This window comes from Pseudomonas sp. NBRC 111119 (genome assembly GCF_001320125.1).
Classification (GTDB): domain Bacteria; phylum Pseudomonadota; class Gammaproteobacteria; order Pseudomonadales; family Pseudomonadaceae; genus Aquipseudomonas; species Aquipseudomonas parafulva.
The window spans coordinates 18262-38854 of the sequence record NZ_BCAV01000063.1 but is presented as its reverse complement, the minus strand read 5'-3'; the positions used below and the strand labels follow the sequence as shown (position 1 = coordinate 38854).

Annotated in this window: 19 protein-coding genes; 9 read left to right on the top strand and 10 right to left on the bottom strand. The window is 64.0% G+C overall.

All coding sequences use genetic code 11. From position 1 onward, the window contains the following. Nucleotides 1-27 precede the first annotated feature (27 nt). Nucleotides 28-459, top strand: coding sequence for a methyl-accepting chemotaxis protein (locus tag APH25_RS26330; protein ID WP_371262523.1), 432 nt, complete (start codon nt 28-30; stop codon nt 457-459). Between the two features lie 90 nt (nt 460-549). Here the strand turns inward: APH25_RS26330 and cysZ are convergent, their stop codons facing one another. Then, nucleotides 550-1278 (bottom strand): sulfate transporter CysZ, encoded by a 729-nt coding sequence (gene cysZ, locus APH25_RS21350; RefSeq protein ID WP_060483290.1) that lies wholly within the window; start codon nt 1276-1278, stop codon nt 550-552. Between the two features lie 332 nt (nt 1279-1610). On the opposite strand from cysZ, the gene trxB reads away from it, so the two are divergent. Continuing rightward, nucleotides 1611-2573 (top strand): thioredoxin-disulfide reductase, encoded by a 963-nt coding sequence (gene trxB, locus APH25_RS21345; RefSeq protein ID WP_060483289.1) that lies wholly within the window; start codon nt 1611-1613, stop codon nt 2571-2573. Between the two features lie 33 nt (nt 2574-2606). Here the strand turns inward: trxB and nadC are convergent, their stop codons facing one another. Next, on the bottom strand, nt 2607-3455 hold the full coding sequence (gene nadC / locus APH25_RS21340; protein WP_060483288.1) for a carboxylating nicotinate-nucleotide diphosphorylase: 849 nt from the start codon (nt 3453-3455) through the stop codon (nt 2607-2609). A 239-nt stretch (nt 3456-3694) separates the two neighbouring features. Here nadC and APH25_RS21335 point away from each other — a divergent pair, with 239 nt between their 5' ends. From APH25_RS21335 to ampE, 3 genes are all read left to right on the top strand, one after another. Further along, entirely contained in the window at nt 3695-5821 is a 2127-nt protein-coding gene (locus APH25_RS21335; RefSeq protein ID WP_060483287.1) for a DUF1631 domain-containing protein, read from the top strand. An 84-nt stretch (nt 5822-5905) separates the two neighbouring features. Beyond that, nucleotides 5906-6478, top strand: a complete 573-nt coding sequence (gene ampD / locus APH25_RS21330) for a 1,6-anhydro-N-acetylmuramyl-L-alanine amidase AmpD (RefSeq protein WP_060483286.1) — start codon at nt 5906-5908, stop codon at nt 6476-6478. Then, nucleotides 6475-7305 (top strand): regulatory signaling modulator protein AmpE, encoded by an 831-nt coding sequence (gene ampE / locus APH25_RS21325; RefSeq protein WP_028631643.1) that lies wholly within the window; start codon nt 6475-6477, stop codon nt 7303-7305. The genes ampD and ampE overlap by 4 nt, the downstream gene beginning before the upstream one ends. A gap of 25 nt (nt 7306-7330) precedes the next feature. On the opposite strand, the gene APH25_RS21320 is transcribed toward ampE, so the two are convergent. Then, nucleotides 7331-8119, bottom strand: a complete 789-nt coding sequence (locus APH25_RS21320) for a TatD family hydrolase (RefSeq protein WP_060483285.1) — start codon at nt 8117-8119, stop codon at nt 7331-7333. A 2-nt stretch (nt 8120-8121) separates the two neighbouring features. Next, complete coding sequence (gene cra / locus APH25_RS21315) at nt 8122-9117, bottom strand: catabolite repressor/activator (protein ID WP_060483284.1); 996 nt, start codon at nt 9115-9117, stop codon at nt 8122-8124. A gap of 285 nt (nt 9118-9402) precedes the next feature. Between cra and ptsP the strand changes: the two genes are divergently transcribed. The 3 genes from ptsP to APH25_RS21300 are packed head-to-tail and all read left to right on the top strand — an operon-like array spanning nt 9403 to nt 14936. Next, the gene (ptsP, locus tag APH25_RS21310) at nt 9403-12255 is read left to right on the top strand and encodes a phosphoenolpyruvate--protein phosphotransferase (protein ID WP_060483283.1); all 2853 of its coding nucleotides are present in this window, start codon (nt 9403-9405) and stop codon (nt 12253-12255) included. Next, complete coding sequence (gene pfkB, locus APH25_RS21305; protein WP_060483282.1) at nt 12256-13203, top strand: 1-phosphofructokinase; 948 nt, start codon at nt 12256-12258, stop codon at nt 13201-13203. Continuing rightward, nucleotides 13200-14936, top strand: a complete 1737-nt coding sequence (locus APH25_RS21300) for a PTS fructose-like transporter subunit IIB (protein ID WP_060483281.1) — start codon at nt 13200-13202, stop codon at nt 14934-14936. The genes pfkB and APH25_RS21300 overlap by 4 nt, the downstream gene beginning before the upstream one ends. A 58-nt stretch (nt 14937-14994) precedes the next feature. Here APH25_RS21300 and APH25_RS21295 read toward each other — a convergent pair whose 3' ends face one another. Continuing rightward, a complete protein-coding gene (locus tag APH25_RS21295; protein ID WP_060483280.1) occupies nt 14995-15219 on the bottom strand; it encodes a DUF3820 family protein in 225 nt (74 codons plus the stop codon). 201 nt (nt 15220-15420) lie between these two features. Here APH25_RS21295 and APH25_RS21290 point away from each other — a divergent pair, with 201 nt between their 5' ends. Next, entirely contained in the window at nt 15421-15897 is a 477-nt protein-coding gene (locus APH25_RS21290) for a PA2169 family four-helix-bundle protein (RefSeq protein ID WP_060483279.1), read from the top strand. On the opposite strand, the gene APH25_RS21285 is transcribed toward APH25_RS21290, so the two are convergent. From APH25_RS21285 to APH25_RS21265, 5 genes are all read right to left on the bottom strand, one after another. Further along, on the bottom strand, nt 15894-17390 hold the full coding sequence (locus APH25_RS21285) for a sensor domain-containing diguanylate cyclase (RefSeq protein WP_060483278.1): 1497 nt from the start codon (nt 17388-17390) through the stop codon (nt 15894-15896). The genes APH25_RS21290 and APH25_RS21285 overlap by 4 nt on opposite strands. 143 nt (nt 17391-17533) lie before the next feature. After that, nucleotides 17534-18868 (bottom strand): OprD family porin, encoded by a 1335-nt coding sequence (locus APH25_RS21280; protein WP_060483277.1) that lies wholly within the window; start codon nt 18866-18868, stop codon nt 17534-17536. 195 nt (nt 18869-19063) lie between these two features. Next, entirely contained in the window at nt 19064-19288 is a 225-nt protein-coding gene (locus tag APH25_RS21275) for a hypothetical protein (protein ID WP_060483276.1), read from the bottom strand. A 220-nt stretch (nt 19289-19508) separates the two neighbouring features. Then, nucleotides 19509-20243 carry a YkgJ family cysteine cluster protein gene (locus APH25_RS21270; RefSeq protein WP_060483275.1) on the bottom strand — a complete coding sequence of 245 codons (735 nt, stop codon included), beginning with the start codon at nt 20241-20243 and terminating at the stop codon, nt 19509-19511. Next, nucleotides 20240-20551 (bottom strand): hypothetical protein, encoded by a 312-nt coding sequence (locus APH25_RS21265; protein ID WP_028631631.1) that lies wholly within the window; start codon nt 20549-20551, stop codon nt 20240-20242. The genes APH25_RS21270 and APH25_RS21265 overlap by 4 nt, the downstream gene beginning before the upstream one ends. Nucleotides 20552-20593 lie beyond the last annotated feature (42 nt).

Sequence of the window (20593 nt, the reverse complement as noted above, 5' to 3'; positions counted from 1 at the left end):
GACGTGGTCACCCAGTCCGTCAGCGTGATGCGTGGGCTTGAGGCATCCATGCAGCAGGCCGCCGAAGGTATCCAGGCGCTGGACACGCAGTCGCGGGTGATCGGCTCGATCATCAAGACCATCAGCGATATCGCTGGGCAGACCAACCTGCTGGCGCTCAACGCTGCCATCGAAGCAGCCCGTGCAGGCGAGCAGGGCCGTGGTTTTGCCGTGGTGGCCGATGAGGTACGCCAGCTGGCGTCACGCACCAGCACGGCTACCGAGGAAATCGCCCGGGTGGTCCAGCAGAACGAGCAACTGGCTCAGGCCGCAGTAGCAATTATTGACACCAGCAAGCGGCAGGCTGAGGAAGGTATGGCTTTGGCGGACCAGACAGGTAACGTGATCATCGAGATCCAGGATGGGGCCAAGCGGGTTGTGGACATTGTGGGCCAGTTTTCCAGCAGGCTTGGGCAGTAGTACGCGGTTAAGCGCCTCTCCGATGTGTAGGTAAGGGGGGCGCTGGGCGTCCCATCGCGACCTGCGGTCGCTCCTACGGGCGGTTGTTGGTCAGTTTCGCTCCCGCACCCAGAACAACGTCGCGCCGGCCACCGCCGCCGGCATCATCAGCACATTCACCCCAGGGATCAGCAGCGCCAGGTACGTCACCCCGCCAAACCCCAGGCTCTGCCAGCGCTTCTGGCGCAACCAGGCGAGCATGTCCTGCCAGCTCATCTTGTTGTTGTCGGCCGGGTAGTCGATGTACTGGATGGCCATCATCCAGATGCCGAAAATCAACCACAGTGGCGCAGCCACCACGTTCACCACCGGTACCAGCGAGAGGATGAACAGCCCAATGGCCCGCGGCAAAAAATACCCCAGCTTGCGCATTTCGCGGCTGAGGGTGCGGGGCACCATGGCTGCCAGCTCGCCCCAGCTGAACGCCGGGAAGTTATCCTGGCCGCGTACCACCACTTCGACCTTTTCGGCCAGAAACCCGTTGAAGGGCGCGGCGATCACGTTGGCCACCAGGGTAAAGGTGAAGAACACCATCAGGATGACCAGCGCCACGAACAAAGGCCACAGGATGTACGTGAGAAAGCTCAGCCAGCTGGGCAGGGTAGGCATGAGCGTGTCCACCCACAGGCTGAACTGATGGCCGGCAAAGTAGATCAGGCCACCGAACAGCAACAGGTTCACGGCCAGTGGCAGCAGCACGAACAGCCGCAGGTTGGGGCTCAGCACCAGTTTCAGGCCTTCACGCAGATACTGGGGGCCAGAGAGGACGGGGGCTTGCATCGGGGTACTCCGCAGAGGGTTGAAAACGCGCTGACCTTACCTGAGTTTGCCGCCTGCACCAAAGGCAACACGCTGGCGGGAAACTGCTGGTAACAAACCCGTAGACCACGGAAAGCTGGCAAATTCACCGTATAGACAATGGCTATGAGGTGGATTGTCGAAGGATATTTCCTTAATCTTTGCCACCTCGCTACAGTGCGCTCAACTTTCAGCTTTACGGGCCTGCGCGTCGTAGCCTTCCCCAAAGTGCTGCGCGGGCCCCTTTTATTTCCACAGCTGGCCGGGCCGGTCCATCATGGCCGGTCTCGCAGCCCGCTCGACAGGAGTTCGACATGTCCGAAGTACGTCATTCGCGCGTCATCATTCTGGGTTCCGGCCCTGCCGGTTACAGCGCAGCAGTGTATGCCGCCCGTGCCAACCTCAAGCCGCTGCTGATCACCGGCATGCAGGCCGGTGGCCAGCTGACCACCACGACTGAAGTCGACAACTGGCCGGGTGACCCCCACGGCCTGACTGGCCCGGCGCTGATGCAGCGCATGCAGGAGCACGCCGAGCGCTTCGAGACTGAAATCGTGTTTGACCACATCAACGCTGTCGACCTGGCCAACAAGCCGTTCACCCTCACAGGTGACAGCGGCACCTACACCTGTGACGCCCTGATCGTTGCCACCGGTGCCAGTGCCCGCTACCTGGGCCTGCCTTCCGAAGAAGCGTTCATGGGCAAGGGCGTGTCGGCCTGCGCCACGTGCGACGGGTTCTTCTACCGCAACAAGCCGGTAGCCGTGGTAGGTGGTGGCAACACTGCCGTGGAAGAAGCGCTCTACCTGGCCAATATCGCCAGCAAGGTGACCCTGGTTCACCGCCGTGACACCTTCCGTGCCGAGAAGATTCTGGTCGACAAGCTGCACGCTCGTGTTGCCGAAGGCAAGATCGAGCTCAAGCTCAACGCCACGCTGGACGAAGTGCTGGGCGACAACATGGGTGTGACCGGTGCGCGCCTGAAGAACAACGACGGCAGCAGCGACGAGCTGAAGGTCGACGGTGTGTTCATCGCCATTGGCCACACCCCGAACACCTCGCTGTTCGAGGGCCAGTTGACCCTGAAGGACGGCTACCTGGTGGTCAGCGGTGGCCGCGAAGGCAATGCTACCGCCACCAACGTTGAAGGTGTGTTTGCCGCTGGCGACGTAGCCGACCACGTCTACCGTCAGGCGATCACGTCGGCGGGTGCAGGCTGCATGGCCGCGCTGGACGTCGAGCGTTACCTCGACGGCCTGGCCAACGCCGCCTTCTGACCTGGCAAGCCGGGGCCGCTTGGCGGCCCCGTGCTACAGGCTAAGGCGCATCGACAGGTCGACCGCCTTTACGTCCTTGGTCATTGCACCGATCGAAATATAGTCCACGCCCGTTTCGGCAATTTCCCGCAAAGTTGCCTCGCTGACCCCACCGCTGGCTTCCAGCTTCGCTTTGCCCGCAGTGATCCCCACCGCCTCGCGCATCTCGTCCAGGCTCAGCTCATCGAGCATGATGATGTCGGCGCCCGCCGCCAGCGCCTGGCGCAGCTCATCCAGGGTTTCTACTTCAATCTCCACCGGCTTGCCTGGGGCGATGCGGTGCGCGGCGGTTACCGCTTCGGCCACGCCACCACTGGCGGCAATGTGGTTCTCCTTGATCAGGAACGCGTCGTACAAGCCAATGCGATGGTTGTGGCAACCGCCGCAGGTGACTGCGTACTTCTGCGCCAGGCGCAGCCCCGGCAGCGTCTTGCGGGTATCCAGCAGGCGCACCTGGGTGCCCTGCACCAGGTCGGCCAGCAACCGGGCGCGGGTAGCCACGCCGGACAGCATCTGCAGGAAGTTCAGGGCACTGCGTTCACCGCTGAGCAGCGACCGCGCCGGCCCCTCCAGGTGGAACAGCGGCTGGTTGGCCTGGGCACGGTCACCGTCGGCTACCTGCCAATGCACCGCAACGCGCGGGTCTAGCTGCCGGAATACCGCATCCACCCACGCAGTGCCAGCGATCACGCACGCCTCACGGGTGATGATGGTCGCTTTGGCCAGGCGCTCGGCCGGGATCAACTGCGCGGTGATGTCGCCACTGCCGATGTCCTCCAGCAACGCGCGGCGCACATTGGCTTCGATTTCAGCAGTCAGGTCGGCAAGGCGTAGGTTCGGCATGTTCGGCTCCACAAGCTAGATGCCGGCGATTATAGGGCAGGGCGCAGGTGTGTACAGCCGCATGGGCGACAACCTCTGGTCACGTGCAGGGAGTCATTTCCGATAAATGCCGGTCACTGTCCCTAGGAAAACGGTGCTGGCAGCAGTGGAATTTTTTGCTGATAATGGCGTCCGTTATTTGGCGTCATAGCTTTGACGATCAAGGGCCATGAACGGCCAGACCCTGCAAGGAGTACAGGATGCGCAAAGAGGGCAAGGTTGTGCCTCTGGCGGCAGCCAGCGACCAAGGACGACGCCCGCCGCTGGCTGGCCTTCCCGTGCTGTTGCTGCAGGTGCGTGACAAGGCCGCCTTGCAACTGCGCCAGGGCCTGCACGACCTGTTCGACAATGCCGACGACACGCTGTTCGAGATGGCGGACAAGGCGGCCGATCGCGGCGGCCAGCACCGGTACTTCGAGGCCATGCGCGACCTGCGCCTCAAGCGCAAGAGCATTGAACGCGGGGTCATCGACACCTTCCATGACAGCTTCGCCCGCCTAGGCGACAACGACCTGGTGGGTGGCTTGATGGTGCCTGCGCCCGTACGCCGTGCGGTTCATCCTCAACTCACAGCCACCATCGACGCCATGGTTGCAAGGGTCAGTGCTCGCGACGCCACCGCGCTGCAGCACATGGGCCTACGCTTTCAGGCCCTGCTGGAGTGGCCCTTGCCTGAACAGCTCAACCCGCTGGCGCCTGCGGCCCTGTGTGGCTACTTCATCGATGCGGTCCGTAGCCTGGGCGTGGCGGCACGGGTGAAGGATGTGTTGCTCAAGCTGTTCGAGCGCTACGTGCTGCGTGATGCGGACGTCATCTATGACGAAGCCAACCGGTTGATGGCCGCCGCCGGGGTGTTGAGCCATTTGCCGCCCAGCCCGCGCCGCCGTGCCGAGGACCGACCGTTGTCAGTGCGCCAGCCGCTGGACGAAGGTGAAGGCGCGATAGCTGCGGATGCCTCAGGGCAGTTGCTATTCGACACTTTGCAGCCGTTGCTGGCGCGATCGCGCGGGCTGTTTGCCCCGCGGTTGCAGGCCAACGGCAATGCGCAGCCCGTCGACACCGCCGACGTGCTGCGACTGCTGTCGCACTTGCAGCATTACGTACCAGGCCCAGAAGCCATCGACGAGTTCGAGCTGGGGCAGCAGCTTGAACAATTGCTGCTGAGGGTGAGCGTGCGCAGTGGGACGCGGCGGCGAATTCACCCGGCCGACGAAGACATGATCAACCTCATGGGCTGCGTGTTCACCTTTATCGGCTGCGATGAAAACCTCCCGCCTGTTCTTCGCTCGCTGCTCAAGCGCCTGCAAATTCCACTGCTGAAAGTCGCGTTGCTGGACAAGAGCGTGCTGAGCCGGTCTGGCCACCCGGCCCGGCGCTTGCTCAACGAAATCGCCGGGGCCAGCCTGGGTTGCAACCACGACAAGAACGGCCTGGGTGGCAACCTGCAACTGCGGGTAGAGCGAATCGTACAGCGTGTTCTCAACGACTTCGCTGAAGACCCGCGCCTGTTCGCCGAGCTGCTTGAAGAGTTCCTCGGCCAGAACCAGCACGAGCGGCGCCGTAACGAGCTGTTCGAGCAGCGCACGCGGGACGCCGAAGAAGGGCGGGTCCAGGCCCTCCAGGCCAGGCGGCAGGTTCAGGCGGTGCTGAACCAGCGCTTGCGCGGGCGTGTGCTGCCGCAGGGCGTGGTGCACATGCTGGTGCAGCACTGGAGCCAAGTGCTGATGCTGGCGTGGTTGAAACAGGGTGAGGCGTCGTGGGCCTGGCGCACGGCAGTGCACACCATGGACACACTGCTTGCCAGCGTAACCCCGCCTCATGAACCCGAAGCGCTCGTGCAGCAGGTGCCCGCGCTTCTGAAAGCACTGCGTGAGGGCCTTGCCAGCGTGGCGACCGACTCGGCTACAACTCGCGACTTCTTCTTGCAGTTGGAACAACTGCACCTGCGCGCTTGCACCGGCGAGCAGCTGCCCACGGAGGATGATGTTCTGGTTGCCCAGGACATCATGCTCGATGCGGCGCAAGAGGAGGGCGCCGTGATGCCTCGCCCGGCAGATGGCCCGCTGAGCCAGGTGAACGGTTTGCGTATCGGTACCTGGATCGAGGTGTTGGACGAACAGGAAGCCCAGCGCTGCAAGCTGGTAGCCCGCATCGATAGCCGCGACAGGCTGGTATTCGCCAACCACACCGGCATGAAAGTGCGCGAGTGGGACGTCGCCGGCTTGGGCCTGGCCCTGCAACAGGGCACCGTCCGGGTGCTGGACGACGGCCCCTTGTTCGACCGGGCGCTCGATGCGGTGATCATAAGCCTGCATGACCTGAAGTAGGCCGCATTACAATCATTCACATGCCAAGGGCGATGGCCGCAGGGCATACTGTGCCCCTGTCTGGCGCTTTTCAGGATCTGCCCCATGCAATTGGACCGTGCCAGTGGTTGGTTCCACGGAGACGGAATCACGCACTGCCCCTCGCCAAATTTCAATGCGCGCCCCCAGGGCGAGCCTATCTCCCTGCTGGTTATCCACAACATCAGCCTGCCACCTGCGTGCTTTGGAAGTGGCAAGGTGCAGCAGTTTTTCCAGAACCGGTTGAACCCGGATGAGCACCCTTACTTTGCAGGCATCTGCCACCTGACGGTATCGGCTCACCTGTTCATCGAACGTGACGGCGCCGTGACGCAGTTCGTGTCATTGTGCGACCGCGCCTGGCACGCGGGTGTGTCCAGCTTCGACGGGCGCGAAGACTGCAACGACTTCTCCATCGGCATCGAGCTCGAAGGCACCGACGAGTTGCCCTACACCGATGCCCAGTACCGGGTCCTGGAACAGGTGACCCGGCTTATCCGCAGCGCCTGGCCTGCCATTGGGGTGGATCGCATTACCGGCCACAGCGACATTGCCCCGCAGCGCAAGACCGACCCAGGCCCTGCATTCGACTGGTCGCGCTACCGCGAGGCGCTGCATAACGGCGAGGGCAAGGCATGAGTTTTCTGGTGTTGTTGATGGCGCTGTGGTTCGAGAAGTTTTCGGCCATGCGCCACGGGGTGCAGCGCGACAGCTTCTTCCTGGGCGAACTGGTGCGGCTTGAGCGCAGCGGCAAACGGCAGCCAGGCTGGGTGTTGGCTATCGTGGTACTGGCACCGGTCGCCTTGCTGGTGCTGCTATTGCACGTGCTCGAGCCGGTTGCCTATGGCCTGTTGGCCCTGCCCGTGCACCTGCTGGTACTCATCTACAGCCTGGGCCGTGGCGACGTCAAAGCGCCGCTGGGGCCGTTGCGTGATGCCTGGCGCCGGGGCGATGAACAGGCGGCGCTGCATGTGGCAGAGCGCGACCTTGGCCTGGTGGCCGACGGGCCGCGCAGCTTGATGGAGCGGGTGCAGAGCCAGTTGCTCTGGCAGGTGTACCAAGGCTTTTTCGCCGTCATTTTCTGGTACTTCGTGTTGGGCCCCGCCGCCGCGCTGGCCTATCGGCTGCTGGCGCTGTGCACCGAGCACAGCAGGCAACCCGCACTGCAAACCCGTGCAGAACAGTTGCGCCATATCATGGACTGGCTACCCGTGCGTGTGGTGGCGTTGAGCTTTGCCCTGGTGGGCAATTTTGTCGCGGTCACCCGGGTGATGCTCCATGAAGTGCTGAACTGGCACATCAGCGCTGCGCACCTGGTTGCCCGTGTTGGGCGCATTGCTGACGATATCCCCGATGAAGAAGACACCGAACGTGGGCTCGGCCGGCTGGACAGCCTGTGGGAGCTGGTGCTGCGTTGTGGGGTGCTGTGGTATGCGGTGTTCGCGCTGTTAACGGTGCTGCTCTGAATTGCAGATAACGCTATACCCGGCGTTACTGCAACGCCTGCCAGCCGAATAGCTGACAGGCGTTGCGGGTGCTGGCATCGGCCAGCGCTTGCACATCCACCCCCATCACCTCGGCCAACGCCTGGGCAATGTCTGGCAGGTGCTCCGGGCTGTTGCGCACGCCCGGGTGCATAACAGGGGCCATGTCGGGCGCGTCGGTTTCAAGTACCACGGCGTCCAGCGACAGCCTGGCCAGGGTCTTGCGCAGGCGCAGCGCCTGCGGCCAGGTGCCGGCACCGCCGAGCCCAAGGCGGAACCCCAGCTTGAGGTATTCGCGCGCTTCTTCGTAGCTGCCGGCAAACGCATGAATGATACCGGCCCGTGCCGGCCGGTAGCGCTTGAGGGTTGCGATCACCTGGGCATGGCTGCGGCGCACGTGCAGCAGGGCGGGGAGCTGGAAGTCGCAAGCCATTTGCAGCTGCGATTCGAACAGGTGTTGCTGCTGCGCCTTGTCCAGGTGCGGCAGGTAGTAGTCCAGGCCGAACTCACCTACCGCACACAGCCGAGGGTCGCCCTGCAGGCGCTCGAGCCACCCTCGCAGGTGTTCGAGGTCGGCTGGGCGATGCTGCTCAAGGTATACCGGGTGCAGCCCCAGCGCTGCGGGCAGGCGCGGGTCGGCGCAGGCCAGGTCCCACACCCGCTGGAAATTGGCCCGATACACCCCCAGTACCACCATCCTCATTACGCCACGCGCCGTCGCGCGGGCCAGCAGGCCTGCGCGATCGGCATCGAAGTCGGGGAAATCCAGGTGGGTGTGGGTATCGATCAGGCGCATGGTCAGGCCCGGGTGATGCGCTGTTTGAAGGTGCGGCCAACCGCGTGTACCCCGGGCTGGTAGCGTTGTTCTTCGATAGCGGCCAATGCCAGCTCCAGCGCCGTTGCCGCAATCTGGCCGTGCTGCTGGGCCATGGCGTTGACCGGAAGCGGCAGGAAGTCCAGCAGTTGGTTGTCGCCAAAGGTACCCAGTTGTAGCTGACGGGCCCCGGGCGGGCACGCCTGCAGGGTATCGAACACCCCCTGCAGCAGCACGTAGGACGTGGTGATCAAGGCGTCCGGCAGGCTACCCAGGTCATCGATGAGTTGCTGCATCAGTTGCTGGCCGCAGGCACGGCTGAACGCATCGCCCTGATAACGGCGCACTTCGCCGGTGTAACCCTGCAAGGCTTCATCAAAACCGCCGGCGCGGGCCTGGCTGACGGACAGTTCCGGGCGCGCGCCAATCAGCGCAATGCTGTTGGGTGATGCGCTCAGCAGGCTGGCTGCCAGCCGGCGGCTGGCATCGCGGTCATCACTGATCACCGAGCAGAAGTGTGCCGGGTCCAGGCTACGGTCGATGGCAATCACCGGCAGGCCTTTGTCCTGCAGTTCGCGGTAGCTCTGGTCTTCGGGCGGCAGGCAACTGGCGACGAACAGGGCATCGCAACGCCGCGCCCGGAACAGCTGCTGCAATTGCCGTTCGCTGTCAGGCTGGTCGTCGCTGCTGGCAATCAGCAGTTGGTAGCCGCGGGCCCGGGCGCCTTGTTCCAGCTGTTTGGCGATCCGGGCGTAGCTGGGGTTTTCGAGGTCCGGCAGGATGAAGCCCAGAGTACGGGTATGCCGGCTGCGCAGCCCGGCCGCTTGGGGGTTGGGGGTAAAGCCATGGGCCTCCACCACCGCACGAACCCGTTCCACGGTCGTGTTGCTGATGCGCTGCTGTTCGGCCTTGCCATTGATGACGTAGCTGGCAGTGGTCACGGACACACCGGCCAGACGGGCGATATCGCTGAGTTTCACCGAATTTTCCTTGTTATTACCGGGGCTGGCTGTAAGCGTTGGCCGGGCATTCTGCCTGGCGGGAGGCTTGCGGCGCAGACGACTATTGTCGCAATTGTCCGACAGGATGGGGCTTTTTCCTCGGAAGATTATCGAGTAACGTGGCCGCCTGGTCAGGTTAAACGTTTCAGCCTCCGAATTTTCTGCCTCGGCTGCCCTCTGTGCAAGGCTGTTGAGCTGGCCATTTCCGTGAATTTCACAACAATACTCCAGTACCCACCTCGGGAACTGCAAAAGGAGAAGGTCATGCTCGAGCTCGCCAGAGAGCAGATAGCCATGGGCCAGACGGCCCCAGACAAGGCGCACGCATTGCGCTTGCTGGCGGACCGGCTGGTTGCTGACGGGCTGGTTGCCGACGGTTACCTGCAAGGTTTGCAGGACCGCGAGGCGCAAGGCTCCACCTTCCTCGGCCAGGGGATCGCCATCCCCCATGGCACCCCGCAAACCCGCGACCTGGTGTTCGCCACCGGTGTACGCCTGCTGCAGTTCCCCGAAGGTGTGGACTGGGGTGATGGCCAGAGGGTCTACCTGGCCATTGGCATCGCTGCCCGCTCCGACGAGCACCTGCGGCTTCTGCAACTGTTGACCCGCGCCCTGGGCGAAACCGACCTGGCCGAGGCGTTGCGCCGGGCCAGCACGGCCGACGCGCTACTCAAGCTGCTGCAGGGCGCGCCTCAGGAACTGGCGCTGGACGCCCAGTTGGTGGGCCTGAACCTGGCCGCCGAAGATTTCGACGAACTGGCCTGGCGCGGCGCTCGCTTGCTCCAGCGTGCCGAATGCGTGGACAGCGGTTTTGCCGCCGTGCTGCAGCAGGCCGAGCCTCTGCCCCTGGGCGAAGGCCTGTGGTGGTTGCACAGCGAGCGCCAGGTCCGCCAGCCAGGCCTGGCCTTCGTGACCCCGCAGCAGCCGCTGCGTTACCGCGACCAGCCGCTCAACGGCCTGTTCTGCCTGGCCAGCCTGGGCGCGGCGCACCAGGCCCTGCTGGAACGCCTGTGCGAAGTGCTGATCGAAGGCCGTGGCCAGACGCTTTACCAGGCGACCAGCAGCCGGGCCGTACTCCAGGTGTTGGGTGGCGAGGCGCCAGCGGACTGGCCCAGCGCGCGCATCGTGCTGGCCAACCCCCATGGCCTGCATGCTCGCCCGGCCAAGGTGCTGGCGCAGCTGGCCAAAGGCTTTGAAGGCGAGATCCGCGTACGCCTGGTCGACAGTGCCCAGCCCGCCGTGTCGGTGAAGAGCTTGAGCAAGCTGCTGAGCCTGGGCGCCCGCCGTGGTCAGGAACTCGAACTGGTGGCCGAGCCTGACATTGCTGCCGACGCCTTGCCGGTGCTGCTTGCCGCCATCGAACAGGGCCTGGGTGAAGACGTCGAGCCGCTGCCAACCAGCCCGGCCCCCGTCAGCGCCCCGGCCCCGGAGGTGCTGCAGGCGCCCGCGCCGGGCAGCCGTGTGCAGGGTGTGGGCGCTGCGCCGGGCATCGCTTGCGGGCCAGCCCATGTGGTCACCGAACGCGCTTTCGACTACCCGCTGCGTGGCGAGTCGTGCAGCGCCGAGCGCCAGAAGCTGCGCGATGCCATTGCCAGTGTGAACACCGACTTGCAGGCGCTGGTGCAACGCAGCGAGGCGAGCATCGGCGAGATTTTTGTCACCCACCAGGAAATGCTCGCCGACCCGGCCCTGACCGATGACGTCGAGCAGCGCCTGGCGCAGGGCGAGAGCGCCGCCGCTGCCTGGATGGCCGTGATCGAAGCCGCCGCCAGCCAGCAGGAAGCCCTGCATGATGCCTTGCTGGCCGAGCGCGCGGCCGACCTGCGTGACGTGGGCCGGCGGGTCCTTGCCCAGCTGTGTGGCATACAGGCACAGGCCGAACCTGACCAGCCCTACGTGCTGGTGATGACCGAGGTCGGCCCGTCCGACGTCGCCCGCCTGGACCCGGCACGGGTCGCCGGTATCGTCACCGCCCAAGGGGGCGCCACCGCACACAGTGCCATCGTGGCCCGGGCCTTGGGCATTCCGGCAGTGGTGGGTGCAGGTGCCGCGATGCTGCTGCTGGAAAACGGCACGCCGCTGCTGCTGGATGGCCAGCGCGGCGTGGTCAATGTCGCCCCGCCGGCAGAAGACCTGCAGCGGGCATTGGCCGAGCGCGACCTGCGCGAGCAACGCTTGCAGGCGGCGTGGGAGAAACGCCTGGAACCTGCGGTCACCCGCGATGGCCACGCCATCGAAGTGTTCGCCAACATCGGCGAGAGCAGCGGCATCGCCAAGGTGGTCGACCAAGGCGCCGAAGGCGTGGGCTTGTTGCGTACCGAACTGATTTTCATGGCCCACCCCCAGGCACCTGACGTCGCCACCCAGGAGGCTGAGTACCGCCGGGTGCTGGACGGCCTGGGCGGCCGCCCGCTGGTGGTGCGTACCCTGGACGTGGGCGGCGACAAGCCTTTGCCCTACTGGCCGATCGCTGCCGAAGAAAACCCCTTCCTGGGTGTGCGCGGGGTGCGCCTGACCCTGCAGCGCCCACAGGTGATGGAAGACCAGCTGCGCGCCCTGCTGCGTGCCGCCGACAACCGCCCGCTGCGCATCATGTTCCCCATGGTCGGCCAGGTGCATGAGTGGCGCGAGGCACGGGCCATGGTCGAGCGCCTGCGAACGGAAATACCAGTGGCAGACCTGCAGCTGGGGATCATGGTCGAGGTGCCGTCGGCAGCGCTGCTGGCGCCACAACTGGCCCGCGAAGTGGATTTCTTCAGCATCGGCACCAACGACCTGACCCAATACACCCTGGCCATCGACCGCGGCCACCCCAGCCTGTCGGCCCAGGCCGACGGCCTGCACCCGGCGGTGCTCAGCCTGATCGACATGACCGTACGCGCCGCCCATGCCCATGGCAAATGGGTAGGGGTATGCGGCGAACTGGCCGCCGACCCGCAAGCGGTGGCTGTGCTGCTGGGGCTGCAGGTGGACGAGCTGAGCGTCGCGTCGCGCAGCATCGCCGAGGTCAAGGCACTGGTGCGCCAGGCCGATTATTCGACGGCCCGCGCCCTGGCGCAGGAGGCCTTGCAACAAGACAGCGCCGCAGCGGTGCGTGCGCTGGTGGAGCGTTACTGAATGGCCAAGATACTGACCCTTACCCTGAACCCCGCACTGGATATCACCATCGGCCTGGACACCCTGCGCCCCGGGCACGTCAACCGCAGCCTCGCCCAGCAAAGCCACGCCGCCGGCAAGGGCCTGAATGTGGCGCAGGTGCTGGCCGACCTGGGGCACAGCGTAACCGTTGCCGGCTTCCTCGGGCAGGACAACCTGCAGGCATTTGAAGCCCTGATCGACTGGCGCGGCTTTGCCGACTGCTTCGTGCGCGTGCCCGGTGAAACCCGCAGCAACCTCAAGTTGGTCGAAGGCGATGGCCGGGTCACCGACATCAACGGCCAAGGCCCTGCAATCGACGACGCCGCCCGCAGCGCCCTGTTGCGTCTGCTGCTGCAAGTCGCCCCCGGCCATGATGCGGTGGTGGTCGCCGGCAGCCTGCCCCGTGGTGTAGACCCGCACTGGTTCCGGCAACTGCTGGACATGCTCAAGGCGCAGGGCCTGAAAGTGGCCCTGGACAGCAGCGGCGAGGCCCTACGTGCAGGCCTGCAGAGCGCGCCATGGCTGGTTAAACCCAATACCGAAGAACTGGGCGAAGTGCTTGGCCTGGCCGTGGATGAGCCCGCGCAGCAGGGCGAAGCTGCCCAGCGCTTGCTGGCAACCGGTATCGAGCACGTGGTGGTGTCTGCCGGCGAGCAGGGCGTGCGCTGGTTCAGCCAAGGGACAACCCTGGCCGCTGTACCGCCCAAGGTGACGGTGGCAAGTACCGTCGGTGCCGGCGATTCACTGGTGGCGGGCATGGTGCACGGCCTGCTGCTGCATGAGGCCCCTGCCCGAACCTTGGCCCGTGCCACCGCCATTGCTGCCCAGGCCGTCACCCAGGTGGGCTTCGGCATCCGCGACCAAGCGCAACTGGCGCACCTGGAAGCCGGGGTGCAACTGACAGAACAACAAGAGGGTTGCCGATGAACATTGCCATTGTCACCGCCTGCCCCAACGGGCAGGTGTCAAGCGTGCTGAGTGCGCGGCTGTTGTCCGCCGCTGCCCAGCGCCGCGGCTGGAGCACCAGCGTCGAGGTGCAGGACACCGAGCACCCGGAGCGCCAGCTCAGCGCTGCACAGATCGCCGAGGCCGACTGGGTGCTGGTGGTCAGCACCGGATCTGTGGACCTGAGCCGCTTTGTGGGCAAGCGTGTCTACCAGAGTACGCCGTCCCAGGCCTTGGCCGACCGCGAAGGTTTTCTGGATGAAGCCGCCGCCAATGCCAGCCTGTTGGCTGCCACTGCGCCCGAAACCGCGGTCGCCACCCACACCGCCGTACGCATCGTGGCCGTCACCGCCTGCCCGACCGGCGTTGCGCATACCTTCATGGCAGCCGAGGCTTTGCAGCAGGCGGCGCAGCAGCTGGGCTACCAGCTTACGGTCGAGACCCAAGGCTCGGTGGGCGCGCGCAACCCGTTGTCTGCCGATGCCATCGCGGCGGCCGATGTGGTGCTGCTGGCCGCCGACATCGAAGTGCCCACGGCCCGGTTCGCCGGCAAGCGCATCTACCGCTGCGGTACCGGCATCGCCTTGAAACAGGCGCGAGCCACCCTGGACAAGGCCTTGGCCGAGGCGAAGGTGGAAGGGGCTGCCGATGCGGCAGCTGCCGCCCCGGCCAAGGGCGAAAAAACCGGGGTGTACAAGCACCTTCTGACCGGTGTGTCCTTCATGCTGCCCATGGTGGTGGCGGGCGGCCTGCTGATTGCACTGTCGTTTGTGTTCGGCATCGAGGCGTACAAGGAACCCGGTACCCTGCCTGCAGCTTTGATGCAGATCGGTGGCGAAGCCGCCTTCAAGTTGATGGTGCCGCTGTTGGCCGGTTACATCGCCTGGTCCATCGCCGACCGCCCCGGGCTGGCCCCCGGCATGATAGGCGGCCTGCTGGCCAGTACCCTGGGCGCAGGCTTCATTGGCGGCATCGTGGCGGGTTTCCTGGCCGGTTACAGCGCAAAAGCCATTGCCCGCTGGGCGCGGCTACCTACCAGCCTGGAAGCGCTCAAGCCAATCCTGATCATCCCGTTGCTGGCCAGCCTGTTCACCGGCCTGATCATGATCTATGTGGTCGGCCAGCCGGTGGCGGCCATGCTCGAGGGCCTTACCCATTTCCTCGACAGCATGGGCACCACCAATGCCATCCTGTTGGGGCTACTGCTGGGCGGCATGATGTGCGTGGACCTGGGCGGGCCGATCAACAAGGCGGCCTACGCGTTTTCGGTCGGGCTGCTGGCTTCGTCCAGCTACGCACCCATGGCGGCCACCATGGCGGCGGGCATGGTGCCGCCGATTGGCCTGGGTATCGCCACGTTCCTGGCGCGTCGCAAGTTCGCGCAAAGCGAGCGGGAGGCGGGCAAGGCTGCACTGGCGCTGGGGTTGTGCTTTATCTCTGAAGGTGCAATTCCGTTCGCCGCCAAGGACCCGCTGCGGGTGATCCCCGCCAGCATTGCGGGCGGCGCGCTCACCGGGGCGCTGTCGATGTACTTCGGCTGCAAGCTGATGGCGCCCCATGGCGGCCTGTTCGTGTTGCTGATACCCAATGCCATCAACCATGCCTTGCTTTACCTGCTGGCAATCGTGGCGGGTAGCCTGGTGACGGCAGTGATTTACGCGGTGATCAAGAAAAGCGAGCAGGTAGAACTGGCCGTGGCGCCCGCCAAAGGCTGACCCGTTCACCTTTCACCCATGCCCTGGGGCCACTCAGCTGCTCCAGGGCATGGACGCGTCAGCGTGATTGATGCTTGTGCCGCAATGGCACCAGCAGGTCACCCAGGCCGTTATGGTCGATTTCGTGCATCAATGCCAGTAACCCACCCAGTTCCCCCTGCGGAAAACCCTTTCGGGCAAACCAGGCCAGGTAGTCTCCCGGCAGGTCAGCGATGGCTCGACCCTGGTATTTGCCGAACGGCATGGTGCGGGTAACGAGTAATTCCAGGGTTTCTGGGTTCATGTCTGTTCACGGGGTCCGATTGATGCGGTGACGATACTGCAATCTGCACGAGCGCCAAAGTCGCAATCATGCAGAACGCCGCTGCCGAGGGTTTCCGATTGAAATTCAACTAATTGATATATATAGAGTTTTGTTTATTCGTCAGGTTGGCACGATCGCTGCTCTTATCTAAAGGACTACCACCTGCCAAGGAGTTTTGCCATGAGCAACCCGAACAAAGACGTTGTGGATGTACTGAACGACCTGATCGAGTACAGCAAAGACGGCGAAAAAGGTTTCCGTGAATCCGCCGACGATGTGAAGAACCCTGAGCTCAAGGCATTCTTCGCCCAGCGTGCTGGCGAGTGCGCCAACGCCGCAGCAGAGCTGCAAAGCGAAGTGCGTCGCCTGGGTGGCGATCCTGAGACTTCCACCAGCATCAGCGGTGACCTGCACCGTGGTTGGGTGAACCTGAAGTCCATGGTCACCGGCAAAGACGAAGAGGCCGTTCTGAACGAAGTGGAACGTGGTGAAGACCACGCCCTGAAGGCCTACAAAGAAGCCCGCGAAAAACTGGTCAAGCTTGGGCGTGCAGCTACCGATACCGCCTATGCGTTGGTTGAGAAGCAACTGCAAGGCGTACAGCGTAACCACGACCAGGTCAAAGCCCTGCGCGACGCCGCCCGCGCTCGCTCTTAACGGCCGGGCCCCTCGACACGGTTGCGGCCATTGGCTTTAGCCCTGTAGAGCGCTTCATCCGCAGCACCCAGCAGGCCTGCCAGGTCATGCTGGGTGTTTGCCGTGTGGGCACTGACGCCAATGCTCACCGTGACAGGTTGTGTGTCCTGGCCAAACGGCGCCAGCCGCTCAACCCGGGCGCGTATTATCTCTGCCAGCAGCATCGCCCCCGCCTCATCGGTTTCCGGCAATACCACCTGAAATTCCTCACCCCCGTACCGGGCTGCCAGGTCGGCAGGCCGCCTGATCGACGCCTCGATGGCCTTGGCTACCTCGCGCAAGGCATGGTCGCCCCCTGCATGGCCGTGGCGCTGGTTGAATGCCTTGAAATGGTCCACATCCACCATCAGCACGGCGAGTGGCTTGCGGTTGCGCTGGGTACGCGCCCATTCCTGGCGCAGCACCTGGTCGAGCCGCCTGCGGTTGGCCAGGCCGGTCAGGCTGTCGGTTGCAGCCAGGGCGGCAAGGCCCTGTTCAGCCTGTTGGCGCCGACGCAGTTCTCGGCCCAGCAGCAGTGTCAGCCACAGGATGCCTGCGCACAGCAGGCCCGTGGCGACACTGACCATGATGGCGGTGCGGCGCCACGAGGCGAATACGTCGTCGGCAGAATGCACCACCAGCACGATCAGGGGCAATTGCGCGACCCTGGCGAAGGTGTACATGCGCGGGCGACTGTCGGTTGCCGACGCCGCAGTAAAACTGCCGCTCTGCTGGCTGAGCATGCGGCGGAAATTCGGTCGGTCTGCATAATTGCTGCCGATGGGTGGGTCCTGCGCGCGTGCGGGTTGACGCGCCAGCAGCTGGCCATCGGTATTGAACAGGTTGATGTTGCTGTCCGCACCAATGTCCAACCTGCGGAACAGGTCCACGAAGTAAGACAGGCGCAGGGCACCGGCGGCAACACCGGCAAATTCGCCACCAGGCCCCGTGATGCGCCGGCTGAAGCTGATGCACCAGTCCAGGCCGCCCAGCCGCGCCTTGAACGGTGGGCCAACCAGCAACCCCAGGCTTTCATTGCGCGCGTGGGCCTGAAATACCCCGGTGTCGGCGAAATTGGCCTTGCGTGGCACAGTGCTGGTTGAGTCCCCCACCACATCGCCTTGCTTGTCCAGCCATAGCACGTCCCCGCGCTTGCGGTCGACGAACGCTTCGTTGAACAGCAAGCGCTGGCGCAGCGGGCCCGGCATGCTCGGCAGCTCGCTACGCCCAACGGCCCAGATCAGGCCCTTGAGGGATTGGTCGTAAAGCTCGGCATTGCGCAAAATGTCACTTTCGATCAGTTGCACGATGTTGCTGGCCGAGCGTACGGCCGACAACTCCACGCTGTCCCGCTCACGGGCCAGCAGGTAACTGACGATGGCCACGATCGCCAGCACGGCCACGCAGCTGCCCAAGGTAAGCGCCAGTTCGGGGTGTGACCTGTGAAGTGCGAAACGCGGTGTGGGGGTTGGCATGTTCGCTACTGCAGGGGCAGGGCCATTCGCGGCGGCGACATTCTAGGGAACTGTGGATTGTCGGACAAGTTTGCCCGACAGAATCCCCATGCGGCAGTGTTCAGCACTGCCGCAGGTTCAGTCCGAGGGGCGGCAGATCCAGGTCAGAACACGTTGAACGGGTAGTCGACGATAACCCGCACTTCATCGTTGTCGCTGTTGCTGTCGATGGACGCGTAGCCCTGGCTGCCACGGTGGGTGGCGTAGCGCAGCAATACCGACAGGTCCTTGAAGTCACCTTCCTGGAACACGTATTTCACATCCAGGTCGCGCTCCCAGTGGGTGGCGTTCTTGCCGTCGGCGCGGTAGTAGTCGTAGTGGGTATTGCCCTGGTCGGCCTGGGTCAGGTCTGCCTTACCCCGCGAGTACGACAGCGACGTGCTCAGGCCAGGCATGCCCAGGCCGGCGAAATCGTAGCCGTATTGCAGCTTCCACGAGCGCTCGTTGGGCGCGTTGAAGTCCGAGTACATGCGTGAGTTGTCCAGGTACACGCTGTCACCCAGGTTGATGTAGTCGAACGGCGTGTCACCGTTGACCCGTTGGTAGGCCGCCGTCACGCTGTGGTGCCCGGCGTTCAACGTCAGGTGCAGGCTGTAGGTATTGTTGTCGATGCGCCCGAGCAACGCCCTGCCGGTGTCCTGGGTGTGATAGAAATGCACGCCGGGGTTCAGGCTGAGCTGCTCGTTGACCACGTAGGTGTAGTCGAAGTCGGCGTAGTACTGGTTCCAGATGTCCTTGAGCTCGGCGGCATACAGGCTGGTGGTGATGCTTGGCGTGCCGGTCCAGGCGGCACCGGCCCAACTCAGGTGTCGGCTTTTGTCGTGGCCGTCGAGGGTGCCGTAGTAGCTGTCGATGCGGCGGTGCCCGCTTTGGTTGTATGGCTTGGTGAAACTCACCTGGCCACCTTCGAGCAACAGGCCGTCGATGCTGTGGTTGCTCAGGCTGACGCCGCGGAAGGTCTGCGGCAGCATGCGGGTCTCACCACCGGCGATTACCGGGTTGGTCAGGAACAGGTCGCCGGCTTTCAATTCGGTATCCAGTGCCTTGAGCTTCACCGCAGCCCCCGCGGTGGAGAATGAACGCGGCGCGGCGCCCAGTTCGCCATCAGCTTTGACATGGGCAGGCAGGATGCTGGTACCGGCATAACCGCCACCGCCGTCCAGCTTCAGCCCCAGCATGGCATGGGCATCGAGACCAAAGCCGACCGTGCCGGGGGTATAGCCCGATTCGAAACGCGCCACGGCACCCTGACCCCATTCACGTTTGTCGCGAACGCCGGGGTTGTGGTTGTCGCGGTTGAAGTAGGCATTGCGCAGGTTCAGGTTCAGGGACGAGCCTTCGACAAAACCCTGGGCCGGGCTGTCATCTGCCTGGGCGGCGCATGGAATAGTTGCAGTCAATGCAATGAACAACGGGGTAAAACGGAACGCGGAAGGCACCGGGACAAGCTCCTTGTTTCTGTCGGTGGGGCAGTTTTTGTTGTCGATATTTGCGCTTTATATCAAGGGACGACAGGGCCGGGCAGAAAACCAGCGCCTATAAAAAAAGCCGCTGATCGGCAGCGGCTTTCAAAGGCTAACATATCGACACAAACCCTGGCCATGTCACCCAGGGCCCACCGCGGCACGGCGGCATCAGCTGTCGGCATTGGCATCCACGGTAGCTTTTGCAGCGGTCTGTTTTGCGCCTTTCACGGTATCCAGCTGCTGTGCGGCAACGGCTTCGCGAGCCTCTTCGTGGGTGCTGGCGAATGCTGCATTGCGGGCGACGAACGCCGGGGATTCTTCGGCCATGGCCAGGGGTGACAACAACAGGGAAGACAGGACAAAGACGCTGGCAATACCCATACTGTTGGACATTTGTAACTACCTTCTTGCGGTGCAAGTGTTAATGAGGACAGGGCTAAAGTTAGCCCCTCACCGGCCCTGGAAACAGAGTGAAGTTGGATAAGCACTCTTGCATTAAAGGTAACTATCTTCGGCAAACAGGTAGCGTTCAAGGCGTGAAGGCGCGGGCTAGAGCCTTTCAAGCCCATCACCCTTTACGCCTGGGGCAGGCGTGCGCAATCAATAGGGACGTTCAGAACCCGATAAAAGCGTAATAAACAGGCGGTTCGCTCGTGGTCTGCATCCCACAGGCCTGCAAGTCTGAAACCAGTGCTTCATTCTCCACATGCAAGGTCCAGTGCTCACCGTCGGTTTCTGCGACCTGCGCCAAGGCCGTTGCGAAAGCGCCCATGTCGGGCAGGTAGGCGGTAAAGCCATTGCCTTTCACCGCGCTGGTGGTCATGCCCAGCCTCTGGCACACCGCAACCTTCGCGGCGATGTCGTCACGGTCAGCCTGGCGGGATGCCTGCACCAACGCCTCCAGGCCAGCATCCAGCAACTGTGTGCCGTGAATCAGTTGCGGGCCCTGCTGCCAGGCTTCGGGTGGGCAGTCCTTGCTCTCCGGCCGCAGCGGGATATGCGGGTTGATCTCTACCGGGTAGATACGGCACACCAGCGGCCGTTGCTCGTAGATGGTGCACAGGTCGTTGTCGTCCAGGTTGCGACAACGGCCTGGGTTGAAGGCGGCGAAGGTCACCGACACCCGGGCCTCACCACTGCCGCACGGCACCGGGTGGGAGCGACGCAGCACATGGTCGCGCTGCTCTGCCGGCATGCCCGGGCCGTCCGTCACGAACGCCTCGATCAGAACCACCACCTGCCCACCCGCATCCGCCCACTGGCGGGCCTCGCTCAAGGTCAGGGGTACATGATGCCCGGTGCAGCACTTGCCGCAACCGGTGCAGGCGAAACGTAGGCTGTCGGTCACTTGCTTTGCGGGCTCCACTCACTGACGTACGCCTGCTGCTGACGGCGATCGTACAGGCACAGCTCGGTGCCGGTGCGCTGCTTCATGTGCTTTTGCGGGTACACGCCTTCGATCAGCAGGGCGCTCATGGCCACCCGGTCATCGAACTCTGCGGGCTTGCCGCGGGCGTGGGCGTTCTTGAACTGGCTGGCGGCCAGGCACGCCTTGATCATTTGCTGGCGGTGTTCGTTCCAGGCCTCGTTGCTGGAGGCTTGGGCAACGCCGCTGAACAGGGCGCAACTGATCACGATGGAGCTGAGGCACTTCATGAATGGCTTCCCACAGGTCGCTGGCTGAGAGGGAATTATGCC